Source organism: Nocardia sp. NPDC003963, from assembly GCF_053605105.1.
This window is the reverse complement of sequence record NZ_JBSGIP010000026.1, coordinates 65055-80662: the sequence shown is the minus strand read 5'-3', so window position 1 is coordinate 80662 and position 15608 is coordinate 65055. Positions and strand designations below refer to the sequence as shown.

3 protein-coding genes are annotated in these 15608 nt (G+C 68.8%); all 3 read right to left on the bottom strand.

Features of this window, described 5'->3' with window-relative positions:
* Positions 1-78: 78 nt before the first annotated feature.
* The 3 genes from ACWEWT_RS27915 to ACWEWT_RS27905 all read right to left on the bottom strand — a co-directional run bounded on the left by ACWEWT_RS27915 (position 79) and on the right by ACWEWT_RS27905 (position 15514).
* Complete coding sequence (locus ACWEWT_RS27915) at positions 79-918, bottom strand: ABC transporter permease (RefSeq protein ID WP_452563339.1); 840 nt, start codon at positions 916-918, stop codon at positions 79-81.
* A gap of 62 nt (positions 919-980) precedes the next feature.
* Positions 981-1970, bottom strand: a complete 990-nt coding sequence (locus ACWEWT_RS27910) for an ATP-binding cassette domain-containing protein (RefSeq protein WP_452563337.1) — start codon at positions 1968-1970, stop codon at positions 981-983.
* The gene (locus tag ACWEWT_RS27905; protein ID WP_452563335.1) at positions 1967-15514 is read right to left on the bottom strand and encodes an amino acid adenylation domain-containing protein; all 13548 of its coding nucleotides are present in this window, start codon (positions 15512-15514) and stop codon (positions 1967-1969) included. The genes ACWEWT_RS27910 and ACWEWT_RS27905 overlap by 4 nt, the downstream gene beginning before the upstream one ends.
* Positions 15515-15608 lie beyond the last annotated feature (94 nt).

Genomic DNA, 15608 nt, shown 5'->3' with positions numbered 1-15608 from the left:
GGTGTGATATTCCTTTATAAACGGCGGGCCCGGGGGGTTGCCGGGGGCCCACGGCCTTTCTGTGTCACGAGTCCGGGGTCAGCGGCTGGCCACGCGGCGATACCGCAGCAGTGCCAGCGGCATACAGATCGCCAGGATCGCCACCGAACAGATCACCGCGTACTCGACACAGTGCTCGGCGGGCCAGCCGGTCGCGGGCGTGAAGAACGGCGGCGAGCTGTTGTCGAAGAGTTTGCGGCCCGCACCGGCCACCGCCGTGATCGGATTCCATTCGGCGATGGTCTTCAGGGGACCCGGCAGGGTCTGCGCGGAGATGAAGGCCGAGGAGATGAACGACAGCGGGAACAACCAGATCAGGCCCGCGCTCTGAGCGACCTCGACATTCGGTGCGAGCAACCCGGTGAGTGCGCCGACCCACGACATGGCGAAGGCGAACAGCAGGATCACCGCGTAGGCGAGTACTGCATCGGCGAACGAACCCTCGATACTCCAGCCGACGATATAACCGCAGATGGTCATCGTCAGCAGGCTGAGAATATTGACGACCAGGTCGGACAGGGTGCGGCCCATGAGCACGGCCAGCCGGGACATGGGCAGCGCCCGCATCCGGTCGATGATGCCCTTCTCCAGATCGCCCGCGAGCCCGACCGTGGTGAATGCCGCGTTGAACGCGACGGTCTGGGCGAAGATGCCGGCGATCAGGAATTCTCGGTATTGGCCGCCACCGAGCGAGGCGCCGAAGACGTAGGCGAACAGGAAGACGAACATCAGCGGCTGCACCGTGGCGGTGACCAGCAGCGTCGGCACACGCAGGATGGTGAGCAGGTTGCGGTGCGCGACGATGGCGCTGTCGCGGAAGAACCGCAGCCGGGGTTCGCTGGATTTGGGGATCCGGTGGGATCCGGGTGCATGCGCCAGTTCGGACTCCCCCTCGGTAGCGGGTGCGGCTTCGGATTCTTCGACCGCGGCTTCTGCGGTACTCACGACATGATCTCCTCAGGTACCTCGCTGGTTTCCGGCTCGGCGTCCGGTTGTGCCGGGGAGCCGGTCAGGGACAGGAAAACGTCGTCGAGGCTGGGCCGGTGCACCCGTGCGTCGACCACGTGCACATCTGCGTCGTCGAGCCGGCGCAATGCTTCGACCATGGTGCGGGACCCGTCACCGACCACCACCGACACTTCGTCGACGCTCGCTTCGTGCGCGGGTTCGCCGATCCCGATATCGGCCAGCACCCGCAGCGCGGGTGCCGGATCCTGTCCGGAGGACAGGGTGACGGTGAGCCGGTCCCCACCGATCGAGGATTTGAGTTCGTCGGCCGAACCGCGGGCGATGACCCGGCCCTTGTCGAGGACCGTGATCTGATCGGCCAGCCGGTCGGCCTCCTCCAGGTACTGCGTGGTGAGCAGGACCGTGGTGCCGTCGCGTACGAGATCGGCGATGACTTTCCACATATCGTTGCGGGCCCGCGGGTCCAGGCCGGTGGTCGGCTCGTCGAGCACCACCACCGGCGGCCGGGCGACCAGGGCGCCGGCCAGGTCCAGACGGCGCTCCATACCGCCGGAGTAGGTTCCGGCGCGCCGGTCCGCCGCGTCTTCGAGCCCGAAATCGCGCAGCAGCTCCCGGGCCCGGGAGGTGGCGCGCTCCCGGGGCATCCCGTAGAGGCGCGCGACCATGCGCAGGTTCTCGAAACCCGTGAGGTTCGCATCCACCGCCGCATACTGACCGGACAACCCGATGAGCTTCCGCGCCGCGGCCGGATCGTGCAGGACATCGATATCGGCGACGCGCACCGAACCCGCGTTGGGTCGCAACAGGGTGGTGACGATGCGCACGGCGGTGGTCTTTCCCGCCCCGTTGGGACCGAGCAGGCCCATTACGGTGCCGGTCGGTACTTCGAGATCGACGTCGTCCAATACCCGGGCCTTGCCATAGTTCTTGACCAGACCGGTGATGTGCACCGCGGCGTTCACTGAACATTCTCCTTCGTCTCGATACCGGGCTGTGCGTGCGTGGACGGCGCGGACCGGGTCGCGCGGAGGTGATCCCGCAGCACGGGGCCGAGCACCGCCAGGGATTCCGGAGTGGTCATCTCCGCGTGCGTACACGCCAGTTCGCGGGCATGTACGGCACCGGTGACGAAGCCCCGCCAGGCATCCGGGCGGCGATCGGGTGCGGCCAGGTTCACCGGATCGGTGCCGGCGGCGAAGAACAGCAGATCGCCGTCGAAGACTCCGGGCCGGAAGCCGTTGGCCTGGACGGTGCCGTCGGCGTAGCCGGCGTACAGCCGTTCCAGATGATCCAGGGTGAGTGCCGCGAACGGTCCCGGACGCGACCGCAACAGCTCGGCGGCCTCGGCCAGGGTCGGTTCGGCTCCGTCGACGACGAGATCGCCGCCGAATTCGCCCAGGATCTCGGCGACGGTGGGTACGGCGTCGACGGCCAGATCGTCGGAGAGCCGGTAGCTGTCCAGCATGCTGAGCAGCGCGACCTCCTCTCCGCCCGCCTGCAACCGCACCGCGATCTCGTGCGCGATCAGACCACCCAGCGACCAGCCGAGCAGCTGGTAGGGCCCGTGCGGCTGCACGGTCCGGATATGGGCGATGTAGTGTTCGGCGGCCTCGCCGATCGAACCGAATCCGGGTTTCCCACTCGCCTGCGGCGCCTGCAGACCGTAGACGGGCTGGTCGGCCGGGAGTTCGGCGAGCAACCCGGCGTAGCACCAGGCCAAGCCGATCGCCGGATGTACACAGAACAGCGGCGGTCGTCCGGTACCGGTATCGGGACGCAGCGGCAGCAGTGGCGCGAGCGCCAGCTCCATCGCGGCGGCAGCGGTACCGTCGCCGAGCCGGGCGGCCAGCGCCGCCGGGGTGGATTCGCCGAACAGCAGCTGCATCGGCAGTTCGTAGCCCGCCTCGCGGGCCCGGGCCACGATCTTGGTGGCCAGCAGCGAATTACCGCCGAGTTCGAAGAAGCCGTCCCCGGCACCCACCCGTTCGACGCCGAGCACTTCGGCGAAGATCTCGCACAGGGCGGCCTCCACCGGGTTGGCGGGTGCTCGATACTCCTCGGTGGCGGCGAACACCGGTTCGGGCAGCGCGGACCGGTCGAGTTTGCCGACCGGGTTCAGCGGCAGCCGGTCGATCAGCATGATCGACTGCGGAACCATGTAGTTGGGCACCAGTTCGGACACATGCGCGGTCAGTTCGGCCGCAGTGGTGCCCGGTGCGCCCTTCACATACGACACCAGCGCGGTGACACCCGCGGCCGTGCGATGCCCGGCGGTATAGGTGAACTCCACCCCCGGGAACCGGCACAGCGCCGCGTCGATCTCGCCCAATTCGATCCGGAAACCGCGGATCTTCACCTGATGGTCGGTCCGGCCGACGTACTCGATATCGCCGGGACCGCCGTCCTCCCCGGTACGAATTCGCACCAGGTCGCCGGTGCGGTACATCCGCTCACCCGGTTTGCCGTAGGGGTTGGCCACGAACCGCTGGGCGGTGAGACCCAGCCGGTCGTGGTAGCCGCGGGCGAGTGCCCCACCGGCCAGATACAGCTCACCGGTGACCCCGAGCGGGGCCGGGCGCAGCCGGGCGTCGAGCACCATGGCCGCGACACCGCGGATCGGTTCGCCGATCGGGATCGGCCCGCCGGGAACCAGCGGCGGCGACATCACGGTGACGATGGTGGTTTCGGTGGGGCCGTAGACATTGTGCAGTTTCCGGCCCGGTGCCCACCGCGCGACGACTTCGGTCGGCAGTGCTTCGCCACCGACCAGGACGTGCTGGAAATCGGTGATGCCCTCCGGATCCACGGTGGCGAGCGCGGCCGTGGTGATGAAGGCGTGTGTGATCCGTTCCGCCAGGAGCACTCGGGCCAGTTCCGCCCCACCGACCACTCCCGGCGGGGTGAGCACCAGGGTGGCCGCACCGCCGAGTGCGAACAGCAGATCCAGCATGGCGGCATCGAAACTGGGTGTCGCGAAGTGCAGGATACGACTGCCCGGCCGGACATCGAACCGCTGCGCGGTCTCGGCCGCGAAATTGGACAGCCCGCGATGGGTGACGACCACGCCCTTCGGCGTTCCGGTGGAACCGGACGTATAGATCACATAGGCCGGATTGTCCATCCGCAGCGGGGCGATCCGGTCCGCATCGGTGATCGGCGCACTGGCGGCCCGCAACACCTGTTCGCGCACTTCGGAATCGTCGAGTGCCAGCCAGCGCACCGCACCCGGCAGCTGATCGCGGTACTCGGCCAGCGTGATACCCAGGGTCGCGCCGGAATCGGCGAGCATATGGGTGATCCGGGCGGCCGGGTAGCCGGGATCCACCGGGACGAAGGCGGCACCGGTCTTGGTGACCGCCAGTACGGTGGCCACCGATTCGACCGTCCGCGGAATACCCAGTGCCACCAGGGTTTCCGGTCCCACGCCGTATCCCGCCAGTACGCGCGCCAGCCGGTTGCTCCAGCGGTCGAGTGCGTCGTAGGTGACCTCGACCCCCGCGCCGGCGAGCGCCACCGCCTGCGGGTCGGCCGCGACCGCCGCGGTGAAGACTTCGGCCAGCGTGCAGGGCTGGTCGGGATCGGCGCGGCGCAGCGGAGCGAGCGCCGACCATTCCTCGGGTTCCAGCAGTTCCAGATCACCGACGACCACGGACGGATCGGCGGCGATGGCAGTGAGCAACCGGATCAGGCGCCGGTTGAGCCGGGCCGCGGTCGCTTCGTCGAACAGATCCCCGCTGTAGTTGACCGATACGCCGATCCCGTCCGGTGACCGATCCGCGGCCCGGGATTCGGTCAGCGTGAACTGGAGATCGAATTTGGCGATACCGGCGTCGATATCCATCGCCTCGATGCTCAGGCCCGGCAGTTCCAGGGCCCGTACCGGCTCGTCGCGCACCGACAGCATCACCTGGAACAGCGGATGGTGCGCCTGGGAACGCACCGGGTTGAGCACCTCGACCAGCCGTTCGAACGGCAGATCGGCGTGACCGAACGCGTCGAGATCGGTATCGCGCACGGTATCGAGCAGTTCGGTGAAACGCGCGTCGTGCGCCACCGGAGTCCGCAGGACCAGCGTATTGACGAACATGCCGATCATCCGGTCGAGTTCGGGCCGGCCGCGCCCGGCGACCGGGGTGCCGACGGCGATATCGCCGACGCCGGTCATCCGGTGCAGCAGAACCGCCAGCGCGGCGTGCAGCACCATGAACAGGCTCACATTGTGACGTGCGGCCAGATCACGCAATTCCCGGTGGACCGCGGCGTCGACCCGCTGTTCCACGGTGCCGCCGCGGTAGGACGGAACCGGCGGCCGCGGGCGGTCGGCGGGCACCGCGAGCAATTCGGGCAGCCCCGCCAGCCGGGTGCGCCAGTAGTCGAGCTGACGACTGATCGGTGCAGTGGGATCGGCCTCGTCGCCGAGCAGTTCCCGCTGCCACAGCGTGTAGTCGACGTATTGGAGCTGCTCGGGATCGGGTCGCGGATCCGCGCCGAGCCGGATCGCCCGGTAGGCCGCGGCCACATCGGCGGCGAGCGGCTCCAGCGACCAGCCGTCCATCGCGATGTGGTGCACTACCAGGACCAGGACGTGCTCGTCCGGTGCCACCACGAAAAGTGCTGCCCGAACCGGTATTTCGGAGGAAAGATCGAAGCCCGGCGCGATGAAACGCTCGATCTCGGCGATATGGCCCGCGGCGCCGGTCAGCGGTGCCCGTAGCGTGATCGCGGCTTCGGTCGCATCGAGCACCACCTGGGCCGGCTCCCCGCCGATCTCCGGGAACACCGTACGCAGCGTTTCGTGCTGCTCCTGGAGCAGGTGCAGCGAGCGGCGCAGCGCAGCCTGGTCGAGCGGGCCGCGCAGGCGCAGCACGACCGGGATGTTGTAGGCACCACCGTCCGCACCGCCGAAACGGTTGAGGAACCACAGTCGCTGCTGGGCGGCCGACAGCGGGATCCGCGCCGGCCGTTCGCGGCGCACCAGGGCGGTCCCGGTACCGGCGGTCTCACCGTCGAGCCGCGCCGCGAGTTCGGCGACCGTCGGTGCGGCGAACACCGCGCGCACCGGCAGCCGTACCCCGGTCGCCGCGTCGAGCCGGCCCACCAGCTGGGTGGCCAGCAACGAGTTGCCGCCGATATCGAAGAAACTCTCGTCCGCGTCGGTGATCACGGTCCCCACCAGATCGCCCATGATCGCGGCGACCCGGCGTTCGGTATCCGAACCGAGCGCCCGGCCCGCTGCGGTCGTGAGCAGTGGCCGGGGTTCGGGCAGTGCGGCGATATCCAGTTTGCCGACCGGGGTCAGTGGGATCTCGTCGAGTAGCGCGAACGCGGCCGGAACCATATGCCGGGGCAGGCGCTGGTTCAGATGATCGCGCAGCTCCTCGGGTTCGGGCCGGTGCGCGGGGTCGGCCGGATGCACATAGGCGACCAGCCGGTCCGAATCGCCGAGCCGGCGCACCGCGACATGGGCGAAGTGCACCGCCGGATGCGCGGTGAGCGCGCCCGCGATCTCGCCGAGTTCGATCCGGAACCCGCGCATCTTCACCTGGTTGTCGCTGCGGCCCAGGTACCGCAGACCGCCGTCGCGGGTCCAGCGCACGACGTCACCGGTGCGGTAGAGCCGAGCGCCGGCGGGGCCGTAGGGGTCGGCGACGAATCGCGCGGCGGTGAGCCCGAACCGATCGTGATAACCGCGCGCCACTCCCGGGCCGGCCAGGTAGAGCTCACCGGGCACCCCGCTGGGTACCGGGCGCAGGCGCTCGTCGAGCACCACGGCCCGCATCCCGCGGATCAGATCGCCCAGTTCGACCGGACGGTCCGCGAGGATACGGGTCGCCGAGGCGATGATGGTGGTTTCGGTGGGACCGTAACCGTTGAACATCCGGCGCCCGGGCGCCCAGCGGGCCGCCAGTTCCGGACCCGCGTGCTCGCCACCGACCATCAGACCCCGCAGCGCCGGCAGCGGCCAGCGTTCGTGATCGATGGTGGCGAGCGCCGCCGGGGTGATGAAGGTATGCGTCACCCCGGTACGCGTCATGAGCTCGCCCAGTTCGTCGCCGCCGTAGATCTCCGGCGGCACGATCACCATGGCCGCGCCGGCACCGATCGCGAGCAGCAGGTCCAGGACCGCCGCGTCGAAACTCGGCGAGGCGAAATGCATTGTCCGCGCGGCCGGGTTCACCACGAGCCGATCCCGGAATTCGTCGGCGAGATCGGCCAGCGAACCGTGGGTCACGGTGACGCCCTTGGGCTTTCCGGTCGAACCGGAGGTGTAGATGAGATAGGCCGCGTCGTTGCAGCGGACCGGGCGCACACGTTCGGCGTCGGTCACCGGGCCCGCCGGCTCACCGCCGATCTCACGGTGGCCGGCCGGGGAATCCAGCAGCAGCCAGTCGATTTCCGTACCGCCGGCCGCGCGCAATCGCTCGGCGTGACCGGACCGGGTGAGCCCGACCGAGCAGCCGGAATCGGCGAGCATATGCGCGACCCGTTCGGGTGGGTAGTTCGGATCCACCGGTACGAACGCCGCCCCGGCTTTGGCGATGGCGAGCACGGCCGTCACCGAATCCGCGGACCGGGTGAGCCCCAGCGCGACCATATCGCCGGTACCGAGTCCACGCCGGATGAGCGCACGCGCCAGCCGGTTGGCACGACGATCGAGTTCGGCGTAGGTGAGCACCGTATCGTCTTCGTACAGTGCCGGGCGCGGGCCGTGCGCGAGGGCGGTGGCACCGAACAGCGCGCCCAGCGTGCGCGGGATCCCGGGGGCTGGGCCGTATGCCGGGCACAGCGTACGACGTTCGGTATCGGTGCGGGTGTCGATATCGCCCACCAGGACGGTGGGCCGCGCGGCGATCGCGGCGAGTACCCGGAGGAAACGATCCGCCAGGATCTCCACCGTCGCCGCGTCGAACAGTTCGTCGGCGTAGACGAATTCGAGTTCACCGTCGCCGATATCACCGGCCCGCAGCTCCAGATCGAATTTCGCGCGGGCGATATCGAGCGCGGCCGCGTCGACCGACAGACCGGGCAGCTCCAGAGTGGGTATCGGAGTGTCCTGCACGGTGAGCGCGACCTGGAACAGCGGGTGGCGGCCGGTGGCGCGGGGGTCGTGGCCGAGCGCGGCCACGACCTGCTCGAACGGGATATCGGAGTGCGCGAGGGCGGCCAGTTCGGTATCCCGGTCCACGTGCAGCAGCTCGGTGAACGGGCGGGCCGGGTCGACTTCCGAACGCAGTACCAGCGTATTGACGAACATCCCGACCAGCTCGTCGAGCTTGCGGTCGGTCCGGCCGGCGACAGGTGTACCGATGGCGATATCGCGGCCGCCGGTCACCGAACGCAACAGCACCGCGAGCGCCGAACGCAGCACCATGAACGAGCTCACTCCCTGGGTACGAGCCACCTCCGCGAGTCCCCGGCGCACCGGCTCGGGGATACCACGGCGTACCGAGGCCGCGGTGTGCTCGGGTTCGGTGGGGCGAGCCCGGTCGTAGGGCAGCGGGAGTTCGTCGGGCAGACCGGCGAGCTGTTCGCGCCAGTAGCCGAGCTGGCGCGCGGCCAGGCTGTCCGGATCGCTTTCGTCACCGAGGTGCTCGCGCTGCCACAGCCCGAAATCGGCGTACTGCACCGCCGGCGGCGACCACGGCGGCTCGTCCCCGGCGTGCCGGGCCTGATAGGCCACGGCCAGATCACGGGTCAGCGGCCCCAGCGACCAGCCGTCGGCGGCGATGTGGTGGACCACCACGCCCAGCCGATAACGGTCCGGGCCGATCCGCAGCAGTACCGCCCGCAACGGCGTACCCGCGGTGAGGTCGAATCCGGTAGTGGCCGATTCCCGGAGCGCGGCCTCGGCTCCGGCCGGATCGGTCTCCCGCGGATCCAGCGCGGGCAGTGCCCATGCGGCCGGGAGGATCCGCTGCTGGGCACCGTCGCCGTCGTCGGGGAAGACGGTGCGCAGCACCTCGTGCCGTTCGACGATATCGCCGAGCGCCGCCCGCAGTGCGGGGATGTCCAGGCTGCCCTCGATATCGAGCACGAAGGCGATGTTGTACGCACTGGACTCGGGTGCGAACCGGTTCAGGAACCACAGCCGCTGCTGTGGCAGCGACAGCGGCAACCGCTGCGGTCGCGGGTCATACGCGGCCAGCGGCACCCGGGTGGTGGCCGGAGTCCGCAGGAGCTGTTCGGTCAGCGCCGCGACGGTGGGGGCTTCGAACACCGTCCGCACCGGGAGATCCACCCCGAACCGTTCGTAGAGCGCGCCCACCAGCCGGGTCGCCAGCAGCGAATTACCGCCCAGATCGAAGAACCCGTCCTCGGCACCGGCGACCTCGCATCCCAGCACCTCGGAGAAGACCTCGGCGACTCGGCATTCGGCCTCGGTGGCCGGCGGGCGGGAGGTGGTCGCCGCCGGCAGGAAGACCGGTTCGGGCAACGCCTTGCGGTCGAGCTTGCCCGACGGTGCCTTCGGGAATTCCGGCAGCACCGTGACAGCGTCGGGAACCATATAGCCGGGCAACTGCCCGCGTACGGCCGCCCGGACCTCGGCCGGGTCGATACCGCCGTCGGCGACGATATAGGCGGCCAGCCGCTGCCGTGCGTATGCGTCGGTGTGCACAACGGTCAGCGCGGACCGCACCCCGGGACGGCTCCGCAGCACATGGTCGATCTCCGACAGTTCGATGCGGAAACCGCGGAGTTTCACCTGATCGTCGGCACGGCCCAGGAATCGGAGCCGGCCGGAGCGGTCGGCGACCACCAGATCACCCGTGCGGTACATCCGTTCGCCGCGCCGGCCGTACGGATTGGGTACGAAACGGGCCGCGGTCAGGCCGTGCCGGCCCAGGTATCCGCGGGCCACACCGGGTCCCGAGACGTACAGTTCACCGGGGGTTCCGGGCGGTACCGGACGCAACCGCGGATCCAGCAGGAACAACCGCATACCGCGCACCGGATGTCCCAGCGGAACGACGCGGCCCGGACGCATGGGCCCGGACATGGTGGCGGCCACCGTGGCTTCGGATGGACCGTACATATTGTGCATGCGGTACCGGCCGGCCCAGGTCGCCACGAGTTCGGGACTGCACGCCTCACCACCCACCATCACCGTGCGCAACTGGTCCAGCCCCGACGGATCGACGGTGGCCAGCGCGGCGGGGGTGACGAACGCGTGCGTGACGGCTTCGGTACGCAGCAGATCGGCGAGTTCGCCACCGCCGTAGATATCCGGCGGCGCGATCACCACGGTCGCCCCGCAGACGAAGCCGAGCAGCAGTTCGAGCACGGAGGCGTCGAAACTCGGCGAGGAGAAATGCAGAGTCCGGGAATCCGGTGTGACACCGAACAGATAGCACTGTTCGGCGGCGAACGAGGCCAGCCCGGCATGGGTGACGACCACGGCTTTCGGAGTGCCGGTCGAACCGGAGGTGTAGATCAGGTAGGCCGGATGCGTGGTGCGCAGCGGCCTGATCCGGTCGGCGTCGGTGATCGGCGCCGACGAGATGGCGGCACAGTCGTTCTCGAATTCCGGCGAGCCGAGGAGAAGCCACGATTCCACGGCACCGGATATCCCGGCCAGCGCGGGGACCTGGTCCGGGCCGGTGACCCCGAGCCGGGCCCCGGAATCGGTGAGCATATGGGTTATCCGCTCCCGCGGATACCCGGGATCGACCGGTACGTACGCGGCGCCGGTCTTGGCGACCGCCCAGATCGCGGTGAGCGCGTCCAGCCCTCGTGGCAACGCCAGCGCGACCACGGTCTCGGGTCCGGCGCCCTGCTCGATCAGCAGGCGCGCCATCTGATTGGCGCGTTCGTCCAGTTCCCGGTAGGTGGTATCGCGGCCGCGGTAGCGCACGGCGACCCCGTCCGGATCGCGTACCGCGGACCTGCCGAGCAGTTCGGACAGGACGACCGGCGGTTCGGCCGGTCCCCCGGCCAGCGGTACCAGGTTGCTGCGCTCGCGCCGCTCCAATACCTCGATATCACCGACGGGCCGGCGCGGGTCACCGACCGCCGCGTCCAGGACCGCGACGAACCTGCGCGCGATGGCGGCGACGGTCCGCTCGTCGAACACATCGGTCGCGTAACCGATCTCGGCGTGCAGTTCGCCGCCGGAGTTGTCGTCGTGCACTTCGAGCTGGAGATCGAATTTCGCGATGGCGCCGTCGACCGCGAGGATCTCGGTCCGTACCCCGGGCAGCGCCAGATCGAGTTCACCGGCGTTGTCGTAGGACAGCATCACCTGGAACAGCGGATGACGTGCCCCGGAGCGTTCCGGATTCACCACCTCGACCAGTCGCTCGAACGGTACGTCGGCGTTGGCGAAGGCATTCAGATCGGTTTCCCGGACGATATCGAGCATCCGGTCGAAATCGGCACCGGGATCGACCTCGGTGCGCAGCACCAGGGTGTTGACGAACATCCCGACCAATTCGTCCAGCGCCGGATCGGTACGGCCCGCGATGGGGGTGCCGATCACGATATCGGTACTACCGCAGATCCGGGCCAGCAGTGTGGCCAGCGCGGCGTGCACCACCATGAACATGCTGGCACCGCGAGCGGCGGCCAATTCGGCCGCCGCACTGCGAGTTCCGGCCGGAATGGTGAAGGCCACCCGGCCGCCCTCGGTGGAGCGCCGCGCCGGGCGCGGCCGGTCCAGTGGGAGGTCGAGCTGATCCGGCAGACCGGCGAGTTCGGCCCGCCAGTGCGATACCTGCCGGCTGAGCGCGCTCGCCGGATCCGATTCCTCGCCGAGCAGTTCCCGCTGCCACAGCGCGAAATCCGCGTACTGCACCGGCAGCGGTGTCCACTGCGGCGCCCGGCCGGCCGCCCGTGCCTCGACCGCCGAGGTCAGATCGCGGACCAGTGGCGCGACCGACCAGCCGTCACCGCAGATGTGGTGCAGGACCAGAACGAGCACATGGCGGTCGATATCGAGGGCGTACAGGGCCACCCGCACCGGAATATCGCTGCGCAGATCGAAAGGCCGGGAGACGAATTCGGTGGCCAGTCCGATGACCTCGGCGCTGTCGGCCTCGACCGAGACCAGCGCCGGGCCGATCTCGGCGACCGGATGGATCCGCTGGTACGGACCCTCACCGGAATCCGGGAAAGTGGTACGCAGACTCTCGTGCCGCTCCAGCACATCCAGTAGCCCGGCCTCCAGTGCCCCGATATCGAGGATGCCGTCGAGCTGGACCGCCAGCGGCATATTGTAGGCAGCGGCGTGTTCGGCGAATCGGTTCAGGATCCACAGACGCTGCTGGGCCGGGGAGAGGGGGATCCGGTCGGGCCGCACCACCGGAACCAGCTGCGGTGACGCGAGATCCGGTTCGGGTACCGAGAACCGTTCGGTCAGTTCGGCGATGGTGCCGGCCTCGAACAGATCACGGATGGTCAGCGCGGTGCCGAGCGCATTGTTGATCCGCGCCACCGCGCGGGCGGCCACCAGCGAGTTCCCACCCAGTTCGAAGAACCCGTCATCGATTCCGACCTCGGGGACGCCCAGCAGTTCGGCGAAAATCGCGGCCAGCGCTTCTTCCACCTCGTTGCGCGGTGCGCTCCGGGCGCGTTGTTCGGTGGGGCCGGGGGCCGGCAGCGCCTTCCGGTCGATCTTGCCGTTGCTGTTGAGCGGTAGTTCGTCGAGCACGGTCACCGTGGCGGGCACCATGTATCCGGGCAGCGAACGGGCCAGTCCCGACCGCACTGCCTCGGGATCGAGTTCGGTACCGGCGCGGGACACCACATAGGCGGCCAACTGGTCGCCGGCGGGGGCACGATAGGCGACGCAGACGGCGCGGGCTATCCGGGAATCGGCCAGCAGGGCGGATTCGATCTCGCCGAGTTCGATGCGCAGGCCCCGGATCTTTACCTGGAAATCCGTGCGTCCCAGGTATTCCAGAACACCGCGACGGCTACCGGCGGTACCGAGCTGCCACCGTGCCAGATCGCCGGTGCGATACATCCGCGCCCCGGGGGTGAACGGATCGGCGACGAATCGTTCGGCGGTCAGCGGCGCCTGCCCCAGATAGCCGCGGGCCAGTTGCACACCGGACAGGTACAGCTCACCGACTGCTCCGGGGGCGACCGGGCGCAGTGCCGCGTCCAGGACATAGGTCCGGGTGTTCCATACCGGGGAACCGATGGGCACCGCATCGGGTTCGGGCGGGCAGTGCCAATAGGTGACGTCCACCGCGGCCTCGGTGGGGCCGTACAAATTGTGCAGTTGCGGACCCGGCAGCGCGGCGTGGAAATCACGCACGGTCGCCGGCGGCAGCGCCTCCCCGCTGCAGAACACCCGGCGCAGCGCGGCACAATCGCCGACCTCGGTATCGGTGACGAACACCGAAAGCATGGACGGGACGAAATGCGCTGTGGTGACCCGCTTCTCCTGGATCACCCGGGCCAGATAGGCCGGATCGCGATGGCCGTCCGGTCGCGCCACCACCAGCCGGGCTCCGGTCTGCAACGGCCAGAAGAATTCCCATACCGATACATCGAAGGTCGCCGGGGTCTTCTGCAGTACCGCATCGGTGTGGTCGAGCGCGTATTCGTGCTGCATCCAGCGGAGCCGGTTCACGATCGCCGCGTGGGTGATCCCGACGCCCTTCGGAGCGCCGGTGGAACCGGAGGTGAACAGCAGATAGGCGAGATGGTCGGCGCGCAGCGGCGCGATCCGGTCGGCATCGGTGACGGGCGCGGGATCGAAACCGGCGAGTTCCACGGTATCGACCGCTACCGGGCCGGCACCTCCGGGAAGCTCCAGACCGTCCCGCTCGGCGACCAGCAGGGCCACCGGGCGCGCCCGGGCCACGATCTGTTCCAGCCGGGCGACCGGATGCTCCGGGTCCAGCGGGAGATAGGCGGCCCCGGATTTGAGTACGGCGTACATCGCGACGACCAGTTCGGTACTGCGCCGCAGGCACAGCCCGACGATCCGATCCGGTCCTGCCCCGGCCTCGATCAGCAACCGGGCCAAACGGTTCGCGCGGGCGTCGAGTTCACGATAGGTCAGCGCCTCGTCCTCGAACTCCACCGCCACGGCGTCCGGGCACTGCCGCACCCGGTCGGTGAAAATACTCGGCAGCGTGCCGGTTTCGACCGATGCGGCCGTTTCGTTCCAGGTGTGCAGGACCTTCCGGTGCTCGGCCGCGGTGAGAACGGGCAGTTCCCGGACGGCGGTGTCCGCGTCGGTGCTGAGGAACCGATCCAGGAAGTCCAAGAACCTGCGGTGATGGGTGTCCACCTCGGTCTCGCTGTAGAGCAGCGGGTTGGCCTCGAAGTCGAGGTGGGCACGGCCGCCGTCGCTGGTGTACAGGTTGACCGAGAGATCCTCGACCGGTCCGGTGGCCAGTACATGCGCCGACACCTCGAGGTCGGCGAACCGCAGCGGGCGGCTGAACAGCATGATGTTGATCATCGGACCGAAGAACCCACGCGTATCGCGGTCGTACCCACCGTCGCGGCGGATATCGTCGTGCCGGTAGCGCTGATGGCGCAGGGCTCCGGTGATCTGGCGTTCCACCGCCCGTACGACGTCCTCGACCGTCGTACCCGGCTCGAACCGGATCCGCAGCGGCACCACATTCGACACCACCCCCGCCGACCGGCGCAGTGAGACCGTGGTGCGCGCCGATACCGGCAGGCTCAGCACCACATCGTTCTCCCCGGTCATGGACCGGACATAGCAGGCCATGGCGGCGGCGAACAGGGTCGGGTTGGAGGCGTCGCGCCGGGCGGCGGCCGCCGCGACGGCGGCCTCGGTGGTTTCGCTGAGAACCGCGGTGGCCAGTCGGCGGCCCGTATTCGCCGTGGTGGCCGGCGGATTGGCGACAGTGGACAGGCTCATGACCTGCCCGGCGCCGTCGAGGATTTCGCGCCAGTAGGAGCGGTCGCTCTCGAACCGCTGCGAGTTGCGGTATTCGTTCTCCCCCGCGTACAGCTCGGCCAACGGGGTGGCACGCGATACCGACGGTTCCCGGGACTCACAGTAGGCGGTGTAGATCTCCGCGGTCCGGACCAGCCCGTTCATCGCCGCGTAGCCGTCGATGACGATGTGGTGGGCCCGCGAATACCAGATGTAGTCACGGTCGCCCGTGCGCAGCACGGCGTTGAAGACCAGCGGGTCGTGCTCGAAATCTATGGGGGTGCGAGTGTCTTCCTTCATCCAATCCAGCGCGGCGGTATGCGGATCCGGCTCGGACCGCAGATCCAGCCGGGCCCAGCCGGGTCGCATCATCGGATCGATGACCTGATGGGGGACCCCGTCTATCTGCACGATGCGCTGTAACCCGACCTCGGTCTCCGCCCCGAAACGCTCGATCGCGTACAGCAGCAGGCCCGCATCCAGTTCGCCGTGGAACTCCACATACTCGGCGATGACCAGCGGGATATCCGGCTGGATCCGCTGGGCATACCACATCGCAGTTTGAGCGGGTGTGAGCGGAAACGGTTCGGCCGAAATTTCGGCCGACGAACTGCTATCGACCCCGGTGGCCGACGATCTCATCAATCACTCCGTTCTACAGCTCGACACTCCCCGAACAGCCCACAACGGCGTGCACCGGCCGTTGGGTGTGATTCACGACTGGTTATTCGGAGCA

What these genes read in the sequence shown, in the direction of transcription:
- ACWEWT_RS27905 (WP_452563335.1), bottom strand. Translation starts at nt 15,514, where the DNA reads ATGAGATCGTCGGCCACCGGGGTCGATAGCAGTTCGTCGGCCGAAATT.